The 16,790-nt window shown below is 59.5% G+C and carries 19 protein-coding genes; 6 read left to right on the top strand and 13 right to left on the bottom strand.

Annotation, left to right across the window (positions count from 1 at the left end; genetic code table 11):
• Nucleotides 1-27 precede the first annotated feature (27 nt).
• From ACW9UQ_RS05550 to guaA, 3 genes are all read right to left on the bottom strand, one after another.
• On the bottom strand, nt 28-288 hold the full coding sequence (locus tag ACW9UQ_RS05550; protein ID WP_458930009.1) for a hypothetical protein: 261 nt from the start codon (nt 286-288) through the stop codon (nt 28-30).
• 9 nt (nt 289-297) lie between these two features.
• Nucleotides 298-1,011, bottom strand: a complete 714-nt coding sequence (locus tag ACW9UQ_RS05545; RefSeq protein ID WP_458930008.1) for a hypothetical protein — start codon at nt 1,009-1,011, stop codon at nt 298-300.
• 223 nt (nt 1,012-1,234) lie between these two features.
• Nucleotides 1,235-2,806 (bottom strand): glutamine-hydrolyzing GMP synthase, encoded by a 1,572-nt coding sequence (guaA, locus tag ACW9UQ_RS05540; RefSeq protein WP_458930007.1) that lies wholly within the window; start codon nt 2,804-2,806, stop codon nt 1,235-1,237.
• Between the two features lie 133 nt (nt 2,807-2,939).
• Between guaA and ACW9UQ_RS05535 the strand changes: the two genes are divergently transcribed.
• On the top strand, nt 2,940-4,490 hold the full coding sequence (locus ACW9UQ_RS05535) for a trimethylamine methyltransferase family protein (protein ID WP_458930006.1): 1,551 nt from the start codon (nt 2,940-2,942) through the stop codon (nt 4,488-4,490).
• On the opposite strand, the gene ACW9UQ_RS05530 is transcribed toward ACW9UQ_RS05535, so the two are convergent.
• The gene (locus tag ACW9UQ_RS05530; protein ID WP_458930005.1) at nt 4,491-4,772 is read right to left on the bottom strand and encodes a DUF6477 family protein; all 282 of its coding nucleotides are present in this window, start codon (nt 4,770-4,772) and stop codon (nt 4,491-4,493) included.
• Between the two features lie 192 nt (nt 4,773-4,964).
• Here ACW9UQ_RS05530 and ACW9UQ_RS05525 point away from each other — a divergent pair, with 192 nt between their 5' ends.
• Nucleotides 4,965-6,107, top strand: a complete 1,143-nt coding sequence (locus ACW9UQ_RS05525) for a DUF6456 domain-containing protein (RefSeq protein ID WP_458930004.1) — start codon at nt 4,965-4,967, stop codon at nt 6,105-6,107.
• Nucleotides 6,108-6,178: 71 nt separating this feature from the next.
• Here ACW9UQ_RS05525 and tpiA read toward each other — a convergent pair whose 3' ends face one another.
• The 7 genes from tpiA to ACW9UQ_RS05490 all read right to left on the bottom strand — a co-directional run bounded on the left by tpiA (nt 6,179) and on the right by ACW9UQ_RS05490 (nt 12,986).
• Entirely contained in the window at nt 6,179-6,916 is a 738-nt protein-coding gene (tpiA, locus tag ACW9UQ_RS05520) for a triose-phosphate isomerase (protein WP_458930003.1), read from the bottom strand.
• Nucleotides 6,917-7,035: 119 nt separating this feature from the next.
• Nucleotides 7,036-7,323 carry a TfoX/Sxy family protein gene (locus ACW9UQ_RS05515; RefSeq protein WP_458930002.1) on the bottom strand — a complete coding sequence of 96 codons (288 nt, stop codon included), beginning with the start codon at nt 7,321-7,323 and terminating at the stop codon, nt 7,036-7,038.
• On the bottom strand, nt 7,323-7,673 hold the full coding sequence (locus ACW9UQ_RS05510) for a HesB/IscA family protein (protein WP_458930001.1): 351 nt from the start codon (nt 7,671-7,673) through the stop codon (nt 7,323-7,325). The genes ACW9UQ_RS05515 and ACW9UQ_RS05510 overlap by 1 nt, the downstream gene beginning before the upstream one ends.
• Before the next feature lie 98 nt (nt 7,674-7,771).
• Nucleotides 7,772-8,983, bottom strand: a complete 1,212-nt coding sequence (locus tag ACW9UQ_RS05505) for a glycerophosphodiester phosphodiesterase family protein (protein ID WP_458930000.1) — start codon at nt 8,981-8,983, stop codon at nt 7,772-7,774.
• Nucleotides 8,984-9,070: 87 nt separating this feature from the next.
• Complete coding sequence (locus ACW9UQ_RS05500; protein WP_458929999.1) at nt 9,071-11,611, bottom strand: ABC transporter permease; 2,541 nt, start codon at nt 11,609-11,611, stop codon at nt 9,071-9,073.
• Nucleotides 11,608-12,300 carry a phytanoyl-CoA dioxygenase family protein gene (locus ACW9UQ_RS05495; RefSeq protein WP_458929998.1) on the bottom strand — a complete coding sequence of 231 codons (693 nt, stop codon included), beginning with the start codon at nt 12,298-12,300 and terminating at the stop codon, nt 11,608-11,610. Before ACW9UQ_RS05495 ends, ACW9UQ_RS05500 begins: the two co-directional genes overlap by 4 nt.
• Nucleotides 12,297-12,986, bottom strand: coding sequence for an ABC transporter ATP-binding protein (locus tag ACW9UQ_RS05490; RefSeq protein ID WP_458929997.1), 690 nt, complete (start codon nt 12,984-12,986; stop codon nt 12,297-12,299). The genes ACW9UQ_RS05495 and ACW9UQ_RS05490 overlap by 4 nt, the downstream gene beginning before the upstream one ends.
• Here ACW9UQ_RS05490 and ACW9UQ_RS05485 point away from each other — a divergent pair.
• Nucleotides 12,985-13,677, top strand: a complete 693-nt coding sequence (locus ACW9UQ_RS05485; protein WP_458929996.1) for an arylesterase — start codon at nt 12,985-12,987, stop codon at nt 13,675-13,677. The two genes, ACW9UQ_RS05490 and ACW9UQ_RS05485, sit on opposite strands and share 2 nt — an antisense overlap.
• A gap of 94 nt (nt 13,678-13,771) precedes the next feature.
• On the opposite strand, the gene ACW9UQ_RS05480 is transcribed toward ACW9UQ_RS05485, so the two are convergent.
• Nucleotides 13,772-13,981, bottom strand: a complete 210-nt coding sequence (locus tag ACW9UQ_RS05480) for a hypothetical protein (RefSeq protein ID WP_458929995.1) — start codon at nt 13,979-13,981, stop codon at nt 13,772-13,774.
• Nucleotides 13,982-14,104: 123 nt separating this feature from the next.
• Here ACW9UQ_RS05480 and ACW9UQ_RS05475 point away from each other — a divergent pair, with 123 nt between their 5' ends.
• The 3 genes from ACW9UQ_RS05475 to secG all read left to right on the top strand — a co-directional run bounded on the left by ACW9UQ_RS05475 (nt 14,105) and on the right by secG (nt 16,060).
• A complete protein-coding gene (locus ACW9UQ_RS05475; protein ID WP_458929994.1) occupies nt 14,105-14,977 on the top strand; it encodes a LysR family transcriptional regulator in 873 nt (290 codons plus the stop codon).
• A gap of 225 nt (nt 14,978-15,202) precedes the next feature.
• Nucleotides 15,203-15,613: a DUF6524 family protein gene (locus ACW9UQ_RS05470; RefSeq protein ID WP_458929993.1), complete on the top strand. Its 411-nt coding sequence runs from the start codon at nt 15,203-15,205 to the stop codon at nt 15,611-15,613.
• Between the two features lie 81 nt (nt 15,614-15,694).
• Nucleotides 15,695-16,060 carry a preprotein translocase subunit SecG gene (secG, locus tag ACW9UQ_RS05465; RefSeq protein ID WP_458929992.1) on the top strand — a complete coding sequence of 122 codons (366 nt, stop codon included), beginning with the start codon at nt 15,695-15,697 and terminating at the stop codon, nt 16,058-16,060.
• A gap of 34 nt (nt 16,061-16,094) precedes the next feature.
• On the opposite strand, the gene ACW9UQ_RS05460 is transcribed toward secG, so the two are convergent.
• Nucleotides 16,095-16,775 carry a M48 family metalloprotease gene (locus ACW9UQ_RS05460; protein ID WP_458930034.1) on the bottom strand — a complete coding sequence of 227 codons (681 nt, stop codon included), beginning with the start codon at nt 16,773-16,775 and terminating at the stop codon, nt 16,095-16,097.
• Nucleotides 16,776-16,790 lie beyond the last annotated feature (15 nt).

Here is a 16,790-nt window from a genome sequence, read left to right as displayed (position 1 = left end):
TTGGGGTCGACTTGAACCAGCCGATCACTATTCGATGACAACCGGGAACGTGACGGCATCCTTGGGTCCGCCGTCACGAATGTTATCGGTGAATATGAAGCGTAGTTCATACCGACCCGGATCCTGGAGCGATATTCCTGCGGTGATATCGTTCCAGAACTGCGTTTCATTTGCCGGATACAAAAGTGCGGACGGCGCAACGTAGTTGTATAGTTTTTGCCGACGAATAGTTTTGCCGGTCTCATCCGTCACCTCAAGGTCAAGATCGAAGGAAAAGTGCATGTCCATCGTGCCCGGCTACTCACGCGCGACGTTTTCCAGATAGGCACGAAGAAATATCTCTTCATTCGGCGCGTAGACATTGCTTTCGCGTTGCAGATAGCGCCCATTTTCATCCCGTTTGTCCTTATGGGCGAGATAGGCTGAATGGATTTTGATCGGCGGCATCGTTTCTTGCAAAGTGATGGTTTGGCCATCGAAATAATGTGGTTCTGTGCGACCAGACCCAAAATAGGTGATTGTGTTTTCATAGCAGAAAAGCTGGGCGTAGTCCTCATCCATAGCTACCAGTATTGCTGAGGGCGCTCTTTCCTTTTGAACCGCGTCGCGTTCATAAAGCGTACACATCGGGATTGTGAATGCCGTCCGCCAGCCAAGATCGACATTTTCAACAAGCAGAATCTGATCAGCTTGCTCCTTTGCCGACCGGAACTCGGTTGAGTTTTTTGCCGTGGCGTTGTTCGTTGAAAGGATGACGGTGTTCTCGGGGACGCCATGTTCTCTTGCTGCTGCTTTGGCTGCTTCGAAAGCACCTGCTTGATCAAAAAGGGCCATGTGCAGGACATAGTCTTTTGAGCGTTTGACCGCAGCGAGCCAGGCATCTCTATTGAACGAAGTTGCCTTGCCGTCTTCTCTCAAAACGAAAGCTGTTGGTGTCACAACCCGCTCGCTTTGCGCGAACAGGCCAGTACCCAACGATATCAGCGCAATACCCAATATGGTCGTTTTCATACGCCACTCCTTTCAGGATGGACAGAAATCGTAACCGGTATTTTGTGCTTGGGAATAATAGCTGGGGGAAGGGGCGTTGTCTTTCAATACCGCGTGAGAAAAATCTCAAACCCAATCAAATGATGTGGGTTCATTGAGGTGGTATCTTAGTTGCGCGCAATACATTAAAAATAAGCACTTACTATGTATTTAGGCGGCATATAAATCAGCGATCTTTTTGGCCCTATTCCCACTCAATCGTGCCTGGTGGTTTTGACGTGATGTCGTAGGTCACCCGGTTGATACCCTTCACCTCATTGATGATCCGTGTTGCGGTTTCGCCCAGGAATTCATGGGTAAATGGGTAGTAGTCGGCTGTCATCCCGTCGACCGAGGTCACAGCGCGCAGGGCGCAGGCGTAGTCATAGGTGCGACCGTCGCCCATCACGCCGACGGTGCGCACGGGCAGGATGGCGACGAAGGCTTGCCATATCTCGTCATAGAGGCAGTGTTTGCGGATCTGGTCAATATAGACCGCATCTGCCTTACGCAGGATCTCCAGTTTTTCGCGGGTGATCTCTCCGGGGCAGCGGATGGCAAGGCCGGGGCCGGGGAAGGGGTGGCGGCCGATGAAGCTGGCGGGCAGGCCCAGTTCGTGGCCGAGGGCGCGGACCTCGTCCTTGAACAACTCGCGCAGGGGTTCGACCAGCTTCAGGCCCATCTTTTCGGGCAGCCCGCCGACATTGTGGTGGCTTTTGATGGTAACGGACGGCCCGCCAGAGAAGCTGACGCTTTCGATGACATCGGGGTAAAGGGTGCCCTGGGCCAGAAATTCCGCCCGTTCGATCCCATCGGCGTATTTCTGGAACACGTCGATGAACAGTTTGCCGATGGTTTTGCGTTTGACCTCGGGGTCCGAGATGCCCTCCAACGCGCCCAGGAACAGTTCGCTTTCGTCAGCATGTATCAGCAACAGGTCGTAGTGCTCGCGGAACATTGAGACGACCTCTTCCGCCTCGTTCAGCCGCAGCAGGCCGTGGTCGACAAAGACGCAGGTCAGCTGGTCGCCGATGGCCTCGTGGATCAGGATCGCCGCGACAGAGCTGTCAACGCCGCCGGACAGGGCGCAGATCACCTTTTTGTCGCCGACCTGATCGCGGATTTTGCGGATCATCTCTTCGCGGTAGGCCCCCATGGTCCAGTCCCCGCTGAACCCGGCCATGCGCACGAAGTTCTCATAGAGTGTTTTGCCGTTGGGGGTGTGATGCACCTCCGGATGGAACTGCACCGCGAAGAAACGGCGCGAAAGATCGGCGGTGATGGCAAATGGCGCACCGGGTGAGGTGCCGTAGACCGCAAATCCCGGGGCGATTTCGCTGACATGGTCGCCATGGGACATCCACACCTGTTCGCGGCCCGAGCCGTCCATGAACCATCCGCTCAGCAGGTCGATGCGGTCCTCGGCTGGGGTCACATAGGCGCGGCCAAACTCGGCGGTGTGGCTTTCGCCAGCCTCTACCTTGCCGCCAAGGTCCTGCATCATGACCTGTTGGCCGTAGCAGACGCCAAGGATCGGCACGCCCAGATCATAGACCGATTTCGGAGGGCGGGGGGAGCCGTCGCGCACCACCGAATCCGGCCCGCCGGAAAAGATCACGGCCTTGGGGGCAAACGCCTTAAGAAAGGCGTCCGTCACATTCTGATACGGATGGATTTCGCAATAGACATTCAGTTCCCGCAATCGCCGCGCGATCAGTTGCGTTACCTGAGACCCGAAATCAATGATGAGAAGGCGGTCATGCGCTGTGTTTGTCATAGCGCAGGCTTTAGGCCGCAGACCGGATTCGCGCAAGATGTCGGTTTTGAACGGCATAGATACGCAATCGGATCGTAGGGAGAGTGGCGGCACGGGGTAAACTACGGAAAGGCGCGCAGAACGGAGTGATAAGATGAACGAAGCGGCAGCGCAGGGGCGACGCAAATCTAGGGGTGGCGGCGGTGCAGCACGGCGCGCGGAACGCAGTGCGCCCAATCTGGAGGCGGCACGCTTCATCGAGCGGAATATCCCCAACTTCGAAATCCTGAATGAGGAGGCGCTGTCTATCATTGAGGCGAATGCCGAAACCGTGCTGGAAGAAATCGGTGTCGTTTTCTCTGATAACCCTGCGGCCCTGGAGTTATGGCGCGCAGCAGGTGCTGATGTGCGCGACGACCGGGTGCATATCCCACGCGGTTTGGCGCGAAAGCTCTGCGCGACAGCTCCGCCGCGGTTCACCCAACATGCGCGCAACCCTGAACGCAATGTTGAGATTGGCGGAAAGTCCCTTGTGCTGGCCCCGGTCTACGGCCCGCCTTTTGTGCGCGACCTGGAAGGCGGGCGTCGCTACGCCACGATTGAGGATTTTCGGAACTTTGTCCGGCTGGGCTATATGTCGAAATGGTTGCACCATTCCGGCGGGACGCTGTGTGAACCAACCGATATTGCCGTCAACAAGCGCCATCTGGATATGCTGATGGTGCACATGACGCTGTCCGACAAACCTTTCATGGGGTCGGTGACGGAGCCGGTGCGGGCCGAAGACAGTGTGAAGATGTGCGAGTTGCTGTTCGGCGCAGATTTCGTTGCTGAGAACGCGGTCATGACCTCATTGATCAATGTCAATTCACCGCTGACATTCGACGCAACCATGATGGGTGCGCTTGAGGTTTACGCCCGCGCCGGGCAGGCCTGCATCGTTTCGCCCTTCATCGTCGGCGGGGCTATGTCGCCTGTCTCGGTCGCTGGTACGCTGACGCAAGTGCTGGCGGAGGGGATGGCGGGTGTTGCTTATGCGCAGTTGATCCGGCCCGGTGCGCCTGTGATTTTTGGGGCGTTCGTGACCTCTATCGATATGAACTCCGGTGCACCGACTTTTGGCACGCCGGAGGCGTCAAAAATTCTTTATGGCGCGGGGCAACTGGCCCGTCGCCTGAATTTGCCATACCGGTCCGGCGGCGGGTTGTGCGGCTCAAAACTGCCGGATGCGCAGGCAGGCTATGAAAGTGCCAACACGCTGAATGCGGCCTTGCTGGGTGGCGTGAACTTCATGGTGCATGCCTGCGGCTGGCTGGAGGGCGGCCTGGTCGCGTCGTTTGAGAAATTCGTTATGGATGTCGATCAACTGGGCGCGCTGCATTCACTGGCAGCGGGTGTGGACCTGTCCGAAAACGGTCAGGCGATGGACGCAATTACCGAGGTTGGGCCGGGCGGGCACTTTCTTGGATGCGCCCATACCCAGGCCAATTTTCAGACGGCGTTCTGGCGGAGCGATGTTCTGGACTATCGCCCGTTTGAGGCCTGGGCCGAGGCTGGTGCGCCTGAAACGGTTCAACTGGCCAACGCGCGGATGCGCCGGATGCTGGACGACTATCAGCCGCCAGCCCTTGATCCGGGCATCGCTGAGGCGCTTCAGGCTTATGTCGATCAGCGCAAAGCCAGTGAGCCGGACGCGTTTGCCTGATCAGGCGGCCTGACCGGCCCCAGCCAATCTTGCCTCTGCGATCAGGGCAGCCAGTACGCCGACATGGCGCTGGATGGAATAGGTTGATTCGCCTTGTTGGCGGTTGGCCTCTAGGCGTTCCTCAACTTCGATCAGGGTTTCGACCATAGCACCAGCAGCCTTGCGCCGCAGCGCATAGGTCAGATCCCGTTCGCGACGGTAGTTGCCAGCACCGATACGGGCGGCGCGGACCAGTGTTTTGGGGCGGCGCAGGGCAGTCAGGGCATGTTTGATATCGGACATAGGTGGTCTCCGCTGATTGATTTTGCGGGTTCCATTGTCTGGCCAGTGCCGGGGTGTTGCGTGAAATCGCAAAGGACCGTTCGCAGTTATCGGTTAGATCATTTTGACTCCCCAAAAACTGCGATGGTTAACGCCTCCTTTGCGATTCAACCTTAGGTAGTTGTTCGCTTTTGTTTACTATGAGGCGATCGGATGACTGCGTTTGCAGCGCTAATAGATCGCGAGAATGTATCTGGTGCAGCGGGGACAGACTGCACGCTTCCTACAGAGCAATGCCGGCCGGTTGTCTTGTATCTGGCCCATGTCACCGGCGGTGTGCCAATCCGCGGACTGGCACGGATGCTGGGATGTCATGCGTCGACGGTGCTTCGTCAGGTGCAACGCATCGAACAGCGCCGGGATGACCCATTGCTGGACGAAGCTCTGAGCGTGGTTGCGGATCGTATTTCCCCTGAATTTGAACAGAATTTCCGGACGGAGGAGGTGTCAGAAATGGTTGCCAAGGTTGCACAGTGTCTCGACGAGGCTGAGGACAATATTGATCGTGAGGCACGGCGCAGGCTGTGCGAAAAGGACGCCTTTCTGGCAGTCGCGGCGGAAATGGGCAAAGCGGTTGTAATTCGCGAAAGCGATCCGGATAGCCAGACGCGCACCGCGGTGGTTGACCGTGATGTGGTGCATCAGTTTGCCTTGCGCGATTGGATCACCTGTACGGTTCCGGGGCGTGTTGCGCGCTATCACATCACAGAGGTAGGGCGCGCCAGCCTGAAACGTCTTTTGGAAGAGGACCGGGCCGAAAAGGCGCGACGTCAGGGCGGGGCAGAGGCCGCCACGCCGTTCCGCGCCCAGCATCAGGTGATGGGTGAGCGGCGCATGATGCAAAGCGATGGTGAAAAGGTTGTGCGGTTCAATATGGCCGAAAGCCCGCTTTTGATGCTGGGCCGCAAAAAGGATCGCAAAGGCAACCCCTATCTGACCCGTGACCTGATCGAAGCTGGTGAGCGTCTGCGTGAGGACTTTGAACTGGCGCAGATGGGGCCGCGCATTACTCAGAACTGGGACAAGTTCCTGACCGGTGGCCGCAGCGGCGTGATGGACGGCGGTAGCGGGCCTGCCGCAGGCCCATCTGCCGCGCGTGACCGGGTGGCCAGCGCAATGCAACTGCTGGGGCCGGGCCTATCAGACGTGGCGCTTCGCGTCTGTTGCTTTCTTGAGGGGCTGGAGGCTGCAGAAAAGCGCCTGGGCTGGTCGGCGCGTTCTGGCAAGGTTGTCCTTAAAATCGCGTTGGAGCGGTTGGCGATGCACTATCAGCTGCGTTCGCGTCCGCAGCTTTAAGGATCGTTTCGCGGTCCGGCATATGGCTGGACCGCGCACAGGTAGGTCGGCTTGTGCTGGAGGCTGCCGCCCTAACCGGCGGCTGCAACGATTGGTGCAAACGCATCGGCCGTCAGGGACGCCCCGCCGACCAGACCGCCATCGACATCCGGTATCGCGAAAATCTCAGCTGCATTGCTGCCCTTAACCGAACCGCCATAGAGGATGCGGGTCGTTTCAGCGCGTTCGGCATCCATATGGTTGGCCAGCTCGGCCCGCAGATGGCGATGGACGTCGGCGATTTGATCCGTGGTCGGAACCAGCCCGGTGCCGATGGCCCAGACAGGTTCATAGGCCAGGACCAGATTTGCGGCGGTGGAGGCCGCAGGGACGGACCCACGCAACTGTTCGCTGACCACGCTGAGCGTCTCGCCAGCCTCGCGCTCTGCCCGGGTTTCACCAACGCAAACAATCGCGGTTAGTCCGGCCTGCTGTGCGGCAGCGGCTTTGTCCTGAACCAGGGCAGAGGTTTCGCCATGATCCGCGCGCCGTTCTGAATGGCCAACGATAACGGCTTTAGCCCCGATGGCGGCTAGCAGATTCGCCGAGACATCGCCGGTATGCGCGCCGCTTTCTGCCGTATGACAATCCTGAGCACCGATGGAAAAGGCTGTGTCCATGGCGACAAGTGCCGGGATCAGGGGAAAGGGCGGGCAGATAATGACTTCGCAGCCCGGGGCGGCGTGGACAGATGCCAGCGCCTCAACCTCGGCCACCGATTGCGGCAGTCCGTTCATCTTCCAGTTTCCTGCGGCAATCTTGCGGCGCATCGTCATTCTCCAGCTTTTCCGAAGGTTCTACCCGGCAAAACCCGCAAAAGGAAGGATCAGCTGCGGCTGCGCTTTTTTTGCGGCGGCCCGCGCGGGGATCAGAGACTTGCGTGCCCAACTTACCGCTTCGGCCGGGTCCTCGACCGCGCTATCGGGGAAGGGTCATCAGACTCGTGAACCCTGCGCCCGGTCTTTGTGGTGTAGCTGAACGGCGTTGATCTGGCGGCGGTATATTCTTTCGCCAGTGCATCATCGGTTTTCATGTAAATGCCATCGCCCGAGATCATCGCGAACATGGCGTCATCAACATAAAGCACCGCCCCGCCAAACAATCGCCCCATGCGGATCGGTCCAAGCTCGGCGAACAGATCACGAGCATGGTCAATCAGCAACGGATCGGCGGCCATTACAGGCCTTCAAACTTGATCGATTCGCCGCAGCCGCAGGCCTCGGTCACGTTGGGATTGTTGAACTTGAAGCCGGATTCCAACAGCGAAGTCTGGTAGTCAATTTCGGTCCCGAACAGGAACATCTGCGCCATGGGGGCGATCATGACCCGTGCGCCGTCCTGTTCGACCACCTCGTCATTGGGATCAACCTCTTCCACGTAATCCATCGTGTATTCCATGCCCGCGCAGCCGCCTTTCTTGATGCCAATGCGCAGGCCCTTGGTGCCGCCCTGTTCCATAAGGCGGGCGATCTGCTTGGCGGCGGCGGTGGTCATGGTCACGGCCTGTTTGCCGGGAATAGAGAACATGAGGCGGGTCCCGAATAAATCCTGACCTCAGATATAGAGTTTCACCCGCGTCGTATCAAGGCGGCCCGCCACCGGGGCGGGCCGCGATGTGGTCAGGATTACTTGCCCATGCAGTTGGCGTAATAGGTCACGGTCGCAGGCCAGTCAGAGAAGACGCCTTCGACGCCGACATCTTTGGCCAGCACGTCCAGCAGCTCGAACATCACACCGTCATTGGTGGTGGCGTCCTTGATCGACTGATAGTACCAGCCGCCGCCCGAGGCCAGCGGGCCAGAGCGTTCCAGCGTCCAGGTGATGATCTTCAGATCAGCGGCCTTGGCTTCCTTGGTGTAGGCAGACGGGACGATCTTGCCATCTTCCAGCGTGACCAGCATCCACATCGGCGGGGCGATGTAGTTGACGCCCATCTCTTTCAGTTCGGCCATGGTCGGTTTGAAGGTCGACGGATCATTGGCATCAATCAGGCCTTCATCTTCGTCAGACGCTTCGTAGCGGTCATCCAGATAAACCGCCTGCGCGCCGAACTCCGGCTCATTCTCGATCCAGTACTTGATGACATCCAGATTGAAGCTTTGCGCCCAGACGTCCGTGGCCAGAACACCGGCGGCCTTGTATTCGTCGATCATCTTCTGCGCATAGTCGTCCATGCTGAACCCGTCGAAGGGCATGTCGACCGCAGGGTCCTTCAGCTCGGGCGTGAACTTGCCGCCCAGCGCTTTGATCAACTCGATCGATTCCGCATGGGTCATCAGAGTGCCCTTGGTGGAATACAGGTCTGTACGCCAACCAGCCGTGGCGTCCATGTAACCCGCCAAATCGGTCGCAGTACTGTTTGCGGCATCCATCTTGCCGTTAAGGCTGCGAAACTCTGCCAGGGTGATGTCAGAAGTCCGGCATTCCGCAGCGGCTTTCTGGTCGCCACTGGCAGGCGTGAAACCGGTTGTGCAGTTGGAGGCCAGATCGGTGGCCAGAATGTCTGTTGTGGTGTGCAGGTCATTCTGGGCGTGACGGCATACAAGTTCCTTGTCTTTGGTAAAGGTCACGTCGCATTCGATGATGCCCGCGCCCATGACAGCAGCAGCGCGATAGGATTCCTCGGTGTGTTCAGGGAACTGCATGGCAGCACCGCGATGCCCGATAGAGAACAGGCTCGGCTTCATCTCCTGACCCCGGCAAGCCTGCAGCTCGGATTTCAGCGGGCCGTCCTGCATCTGATCAATCAGGTAGAAGGGGCGCGGACCCAGATTTACGGCGTCGGCGAAACTTGGCGCGGCCAGAATGCTCAGCGCCAGTGCTAGGGAGTACTTCATCAGAAAACCTCGGAGTTTATTGGTTCACCGGGCTTCCCGTATCAGCTTAACAATCCGATGACGCTTTGGTGAGGTTTTCGTGACGCCTTAGTCCTGCGCGCGCAGCACCCGTGCGGGCCGGACGCCCAGCGGACGCCAGGCAAAGGCGAGACCCGCCAACAGACTGGCAAATGCGCCGCCCAGAACGATCACCAGGGCCGAGACCGCATCAAAGCGGTAGCTGGCCTCCATCACCTGCGTCATCACCGCCCAGCCGCCCAGCGCCCCGGCGGCAATCGCCACGATCCCGGCAGCGGCCCCCATCATGGCAGAGCGCAGGGCAAAGCTGGTCAGGATACGCTTGCGGCTGGCACCAAGGGTCTTGAGGACCGCTGCCTCAAAGACGCGTCGCCGCTCCCCGGCTGCGGCCGCACCGATCAGCACGATAAAGCCGGTCAGAAGCGTCGCGGCTGCGCCATAGCGGGTTGCCGTGGTAAGGCCATTCAGCGCCTCTGTCACCCGCTCGATTGCGTCACGGACCCGGATGGCAGTGATGTTGGGATAAGCGTCAGAGGCTGCCCGCAGCAGCGGGGCCTCGGCTTCGGGGGCGGTATAGACGGTAGCGATGTGGGAATGCGGTGCCCCGGCCAATGCGCCGGAATTGACCGTCATGACGAAATTGATGCCCATATTGCGGAACTCCACCACGCGCAGGGCGACGATCTCGGCGGTGATTTCGCGGCCCAGAATATTGACCGTCACCTTGTCGCCGATACCGATGCCCAGTTCGCGGGCCTCTTCCTCGGCAAAGGCCATAACCGGCGGGCCGCTATAATCCTTGTTCCACCATGCGCCTTCGGTGATTGTCGCCCCTTCTGGCGGGGCGTCGGCATAGGTCACGCCCCTATCGCCGCGCAGCACCCAATGCGAGGTCTGCGCGCCGTTTGTGCGTTCCTGGAGGACCTTGAAAGGGTCTTCGCCATTCAGCTTTGTTATGACACCGCGCAGCATCGGGGCGCTTTCGACCTTGTCGACGCCCGGTTCGCTGGTTGCGATTTGCTTGAAGCCGGGCAATTGCTCGTTCTGGATATCCAGGAAGAAATAGGCTGGCGCGACATCCGGCAGGTCCTGCTCGATCACCCCGCGCAGGTTGCTGTCTATCTGACCTATGGCGGCCAGTACCGTAAGGCCAAGCCCCAGCGACAGCACGACAGAGGTCGTCTCGCCCCCGGGTCCGCCGACCGATCCCAGCGCAAGACGCCAAGCCGGTGCGCCGCGCGCTGCGCGCGAGCGGGACAAACGCCGGGCCAGCCGTCGCATGCCTGTGGCTGCCAGCGACAGGATGAAAAGAGAGCCCACGATCCCCGCCGCCGCCCCGATGGCCAATGTCGGGATGCCCGACAGGGTCACCACGGCAAGGACCAGCAGCGCGGCCAGCGCACCAATCAGAAGCAGATAAACCGGGCGCGGCAAGCCGTGGTTTTCCGTCGCCGCATCGCGGAACAGACCGGCAGCGCGCAGATCACGGGCGCGGGCCAACGGCCAAAGGGTAAAGATCAGCGCTGTCATCAGGCCGTAAAACGCCGCCTCGATCATCGGTTCGGCGTAAAAGCCAAACATCGCAGGCACTGGCAGATTGCTGGACAGAACCGGTCCCAGCATGGCGGGCAGGGCAGCGCCCAGCAGCACACCTGCAGCGATGCCGAGGATGGCCAGCAGGCCAATCTGGATCAGGTACACAGCAAAAATCGTGTTGCCGCTGGCTCCCAGTGTCTTGAGGGTGGCGATGGTCGCAGTCTTGCGCTCCAGATAGGCGCGCACCGCTGCGGATACGCCGACGCCGCCCACAGCCAGCCCCGCCAGCCCGACCAGCACCAGAAACGCCCCAAGCCGATCGACAAAGCGCGATATCGATGGTGTGCCGTTGCGTCGGTCGCGCCAGCGCAATCCACTGTCGCGGAAGGTTTCCTTCGCCTCGATCCCAAGCGCGGACAGATTGGCACCGGGGTCGAGCCGCAGCCGGTAAGAGCTTTCATAAAGCGTGCCAGCGGCCAGCAATCCACTGCCGTCAAGCGCGGCTTCAGCCACGATCACCCGTGGCCCCAGCGAGAAGCCCGCCGTTGCCCCATCGGGTTCATACATCAGTGCGGCACGCAGCTCATATTCCCGCGCGCCCAGCATGACGATATCGCCCGGCTGCAGCCCCAGCCGGTCCAGCAAAACCTTTTCCGCCACCAGCCCGGCCAGCCCGTCGCGGGTTTCCAGAGCTTGAGTGACCGGCATGGGCGGATCCAGTTTGACCTCTCCATAAATCGGATACGCCTCGTCAACGCCCTTGACCTGCGTCAGCGCGCGTTGGTCGCCCGTCACCAGCATGGACCGGAAATCGACGATTTGCGAAACCTGCTGCGCCTGTTCGTTCATCCAGGCCAGTTCCTCCGCATTCACATGGCGATAGGTGAATCGCATCTCAGCATCACCGCCCAGCAGGGCAGAGGCTTCACGCTCCAACCCGGTCTGAATGGCCTTTTGGACCGAGCCAACAGCGGTGATCGCCGCAACCCCAAGCGCGAGGCATAACAGAAAGATGCGAAAGCCAGAGAGGCCACCGCGCAATTCTCGAAAGGCTATGCGGGTTGCGACGCTCATGCCGCTTCCGCCCATTGCAGCGGGGCAGGCAGGGAAGCACCGCAATATTCCAGATGCAGCACGCGGCGGCGGCGATCAGAGCGGCTGCGTTCTGAAGCATGCGGTGTCAGTGGCCGCATCAGCACGGCACCACCTGCCCGAACGGTGCAGGTTACCACGTCAGTAGCGTGACGTAACGCGGCCAGCGCGGCGGCGTCTCTGACGCGATCCTGCCAGTGGGGAACGACCTGCAATGCGCCATTTTCCGCATCGGTGTCATCCAGGTGCAGCCGAATCGTTGCCATTGAGTGCAACACTTTCACAGGCGGCTCTGCATGGGGGACATCTTGTTTGAGGGTCCAGTTGGTGAAGCCTGTTGTTTCAGCTTTGTGTTGCAGGGCGACAGTCCGGTCTTGATGCCAGGGCAATGGCCAGTTTGCCTCTGGCGACTTGTCGAAGAAGATGCTGCGCACAGCGCGCGGGGCAGCGCCCGTTGCCTGTTCTACAAGGCTTGTCAGCCGGGTGTCCGAGGCCAGATCCCGCACCAGATCGCTTTGTCGCAGAACCCCGCGAATACCATAAGCCGCCCCGCCCCGTGCGGAGCCATTTGCAGACAGTCGGTCAAATTCGCCCCGCAGCGCCGAAACTTCCGCCGATGACAGCAGGGACGGCAGGACTGCATATCCATCCCGTATCAGATCCGCGCTCATTCTGCCGCCTCCGCTGCCTGATCGAGGACACCATCGCGCAAGCGGATGACCCGGTCGCAGCGATTGGCCAGGTCGTTGGAATGGGTCACCAGCACCAGTGTGGCACCGTGCCGGTCGCGCAACCCGAATAGCATGTCCATGATTGCCTCGCCATTCGCGCCATCCAGATTGCCGGTAGGTTCATCGGCTAACAGCACCTTGGGGCGCGGTGCCGCCGCGCGGGCCAGCGCGACACGCTGCTGCTCTCCCCCTGACATTTGCGAGGGGTAGTGATCCATCCGCGCGCCCAGCCCCACGGCCTTTAGTTCCTCTGCTGCGCGGTCAAATGCGTCCCGCGCGCCAGCCAGTTCCAAAGGCGTGGCGACATTTTCCAAAGCGGTCATCGTTGGGATAAGGTGGAAAGACTGGAACACGATACCCATATTGTCCCTGCGGAACCGGGCCAGCGCATCTTCGCCCAGGGCGGTCATGTCCTGGTCCAGAACCAGAACCCGGCCCGAGGTGGCGCGCTCCAGCCCGCCCATGACCATAAGGAGAGACGACTTGCCAGAGCCAGACGGTCCCACTAGCCCCAGCGTTTCACCGCGGGTGACATACAGGGTGATGCCCCGCAAAATCGCGACCCTCCCGGCATTGCCGTCAAGCGTCAGGGTCGCATCGGTCATCGAGATGACGGGGTCAGTCATGGGGCGGCTCCGGTCGTTGTTCCGTTCCCCATATGGGGCAAAAGCCCTAAAGCGCAAGATATGGGCGGCCTTGTTCGTCTTTACCGCCACACCGGCGCTGGCCGAGGAGGTCACGGTTCTGGCCTTCGGCGACAGCCTGACCCATGGCTACGGCCTGCCCCCGGCGGAGGGGTTTGTCCCGCAACTGGAGGCATGGTTGAACGCGCGCAGCGAAGATCAGGTGACGGTGGTCAATGCCGGTGTATCCGGGGATACGGCCGCGGGCGGCAAAGCGCGGATTGCCTGGTCGCTAAGCGATGATATCGATGTCGTGATTGTAGAGCTTGGAGCCAATGACCTGCTGCGCGGGATAGATCCTGCGGCCTCCCGTGCCAATCTGGATGCAGTTTTGGCGGAAATTTCGTCACGAGATTTACCGATCTTGTTGGCAGGGATGCCTGCGCCCGCGAATTACGGGCCGGATTACCAGCGGGATTTCGATGCGATCTATCCTGAGCTGGCCCAGAAATACGGTGCGGTTCTCTACCCGAATTTCCTGTCCGGCTTGGGCCAGGGCACGGATCTTAGCCAGGTGCGGCACCTGATGCAGGCCGATGGCGTCCATCCGAATGCCGAAGGTGTCGGCAAAGTGGTGGATGCCATCGGCCCGACCGTGCTGCAGCTGATCGGCGAGGTCGAGCCGGGCAGCTGAGCCGGATCATAGAGTTTTGGAGCGGCGCTGAAATAAATGCAGTGAGGCGGCGCTGTCCCTTTGGAAAAGGGCCAGACGCAATGCCTGTTCATCCCTAAAGCAGAAACATTGGCGGCGGGTTCCAGGCCTTTGCTGCATCGCGCCGCTGAATGCCCATATCGTGCAATCGGTGATCCGGCGTTTCCACCAGTTTCCTGCGCTGTCGGTGTGCATCATCCAGATGCAGCAACCAACCGATCAGGCCGCGTGACCGTTTGCGGGTCAGCCGGGTCCGGACTGCGGGTCTTGCGATCGAATTTGCCATCGTGTCCTCCATTCGGCTTGTTGATCGAATTCGCGGTAGTGATCACCAATGTTGATATATATGCGATGGGTGGATACATTTGTAAAATGAATGATTCTGAGATAGTTAATCAAGGATTGTGATATGCCGCGAAATCTCGACCTGACCGCCTTGCGCGCCTTTGTCACCGTGGCTGAAACCGGCGGCGTGACGCGTGCTGCTGGGCAACTCAATCTGACACAATCAGCCGTTTCGATGCAGCTAAAGCGACTTGAGCAAGCGTTGGGTCAGGCATTGCTGGACCGAACCGGTCGGGGTGTGACGCTGACCGCGCAAGGCGAACAGTTGCTCGGCTATGGCCGCCGCATGCTGGCGCTGAATGATGAGGTCTGGGCGCGGATGCTGGATGATTGCTTTGAGGGCGAGGTGCGGTTCGGTGTGCCGCATGACATCGTCTATCCGCTGATCCCCGGTATTCTGCAACGCTTTGCTGCGGAATATCCCCGGGTGCGGGTGGAACTGATCTCGTCTTTCACCAAGGCGTTGAAGGAGGATTTCGCCCGGGGTGGGCTGGATGTCATCCTGACGACCGAGTCTGGTTTGGACAATGGTGGGGAAACGCTGCTAACCCAACCGCTTTTATGGGTTGGTGCACCCGGTGGCACTGCCTGGCGGCAGCGTCCGCTGAAGCTGGCATTTGAAACGGGCTGTATTTTCCGGGATCCAGTGCAGCGCGCGCTGGATGATGCCGGAATCGCTTGGGATATGGTGGTGAACTCTGACAGCTCGCGCACCGTAGATGCGACTGTGTCCGCCGACTTGGCCGTGCATGCCAATGTTGCGGGCAATTCCTCACCACATGTACAAGTGATCGAACATGGCTGTTCGCTGCCGGATCTGCCGGAGGTCAACATAAACATGTATGTTACGCTGCGGACCGACATGCCGCTGGTCAAGGTGTTGGGGGATTTTGTCAGGCAGGCCTACACCCCCGGCTTGGCGCGCGCCGCAGAGTAGATCGAAGGGTTGCGCTACAATAGTCACTTGTAAACGGTGCCTGCCGATTTCCTCTAAGGAAATCGGATCGGAAACTTTTAAAGTTTCCGTTTCTGACGCCTGCAAAAGCTGAACTCTAAGCGATATCTGCTCTTTTGCTGGAAAACATGCAGCTTGTTTCGGGCAAGGCTGGCGTTGCTCGGAACAAGCCGTTAAGAAGGACCGGGATTTGAGAGGGATGCTGACATGCTGAAATCACTGCTGATCCGCTGGGCTGCTGCTCTGGTGCTGGTCTTCGTTACGTACAACCCGACCAGCTGGAACTTTGTCCACTGGGCTAAGGGGGCATATGACACCAATTTGCCGATGGTTGCGCTGATTGGTCTGGTTCTGGCGCTGGCTTATCTGGTGTTCTTGCGCGCCACCTTGCGCTCTATCGGAAAGGTGGGTGTCGGGCTAATGCTGGCGTTGGTTGCCATAATTGTTTGGGTTCTATGGGATGCCGGATGGATCAGTCTCACCAATGCTGGCGTCATGACCTGGATCGGCCTTATCGCACTATCCTTCGTGCTTGGGGTTGGTCTGAGCTGGTCGATCATCAATCGCCGCCTGTCTGGTCAGCTGGATGTCGACGATGTCGAGGATGACAACCTTTAAAACCCTGCCTTGAAAGGCCATCGACAATGCCCACATGAGCCGCTATAGGGGCGGCTCGATTGTGACGTGAACGGAAGTGCTATGGAAAACTTTGTCCTTACCATCCATCTGATCATCGCGCTGGCGCTGATCCTAGCGGTGCTACTGCAACGCTCTGAAGGCGGTGGTCTGGGCATCGGCGGCGGTGGCGGAACAGCGTCCGGGCGTCCGCCGACAACAGCAATGGCGAAAGTCACGTGGATGCTGGCAGCGGCTTTTGCAGCCACATTGCTGACATTGACATGGATTTCGACGCAGAAGAATGTCGATAGTTCGGTCATCGACCGTGTCGGTGTCGAAGCAGTCGAAGACACCGGCGGCGAGGTTACACTTCCTCCCGCTCTTGAGGGCAACCTGACCCCGCCCAGTGCCAGCGACGGGCCTGCGGTTCCAACCTCAAACGAATGATATCTGGGCCGGGGTTTCCTGGCCTTTTTCATGATCAGTCCTGCCAGGCCTCATCAAGCCGTTCAATGGCCGCGATGCGCGCCTCGGCCTTCGGATGGGTCATCAACCAGGCCGGCGGTGTGGCTAGCGCCGAGCTCATCCGATCCAGCTTTCGAAACAGGGATTTCTGCGGCTCCGTACCGATCCCTGACTTGGTCAGCAGGGCGGCAGCATAGGCGTCAGCCTCATATTCATCCTGCCGCGATAGGCGTGCAGCCAAAAGGTTGCTTAGCATCGTGGCAATCCAAGGGCCGATAAAGGGAATGAACCGGGCCAGCACCAGTGTCAGAATGGTGCGGATCGCGTTCTGACCAGAAAAATCGATCATCCGCCGCTTTGAGTGGCCCAGGGCAACATGCCCCAGTTCATGCGCAATGACCGAGGCGAGTTCCTCGGCACTGACCTCTCCCTTGGCATATTTTTTCAAGAACCCGCGGGTGATAAAAATTCGGCCATCCGCAGCGGCCAATCCGTTCACCGGGTCGATCTCGAACACATGGACTGCCAGATGCTTTAGCCCCAAGACCTGCGCCATCCTTTTGGTCAGCACCTCGATCTGCGGGTCAGCCAGCGGGGTAGAGCGCGCATCAAGTATCCGCCCCATTCGCCAGTTTGAGAAACGGTACATAACCAGCGCAACCAGGATTGCCAGAAGGATCGGTGTCAATCGGATCATAGCTGCCATATAGGT

The sequence above is a fragment of the Halovulum sp. GXIMD14793 genome (genome assembly GCF_054457435.1).
The sequence above is the reverse complement of the archived record's forward strand: the minus strand, read 5'-3'. Positions and strand labels throughout refer to the sequence as shown.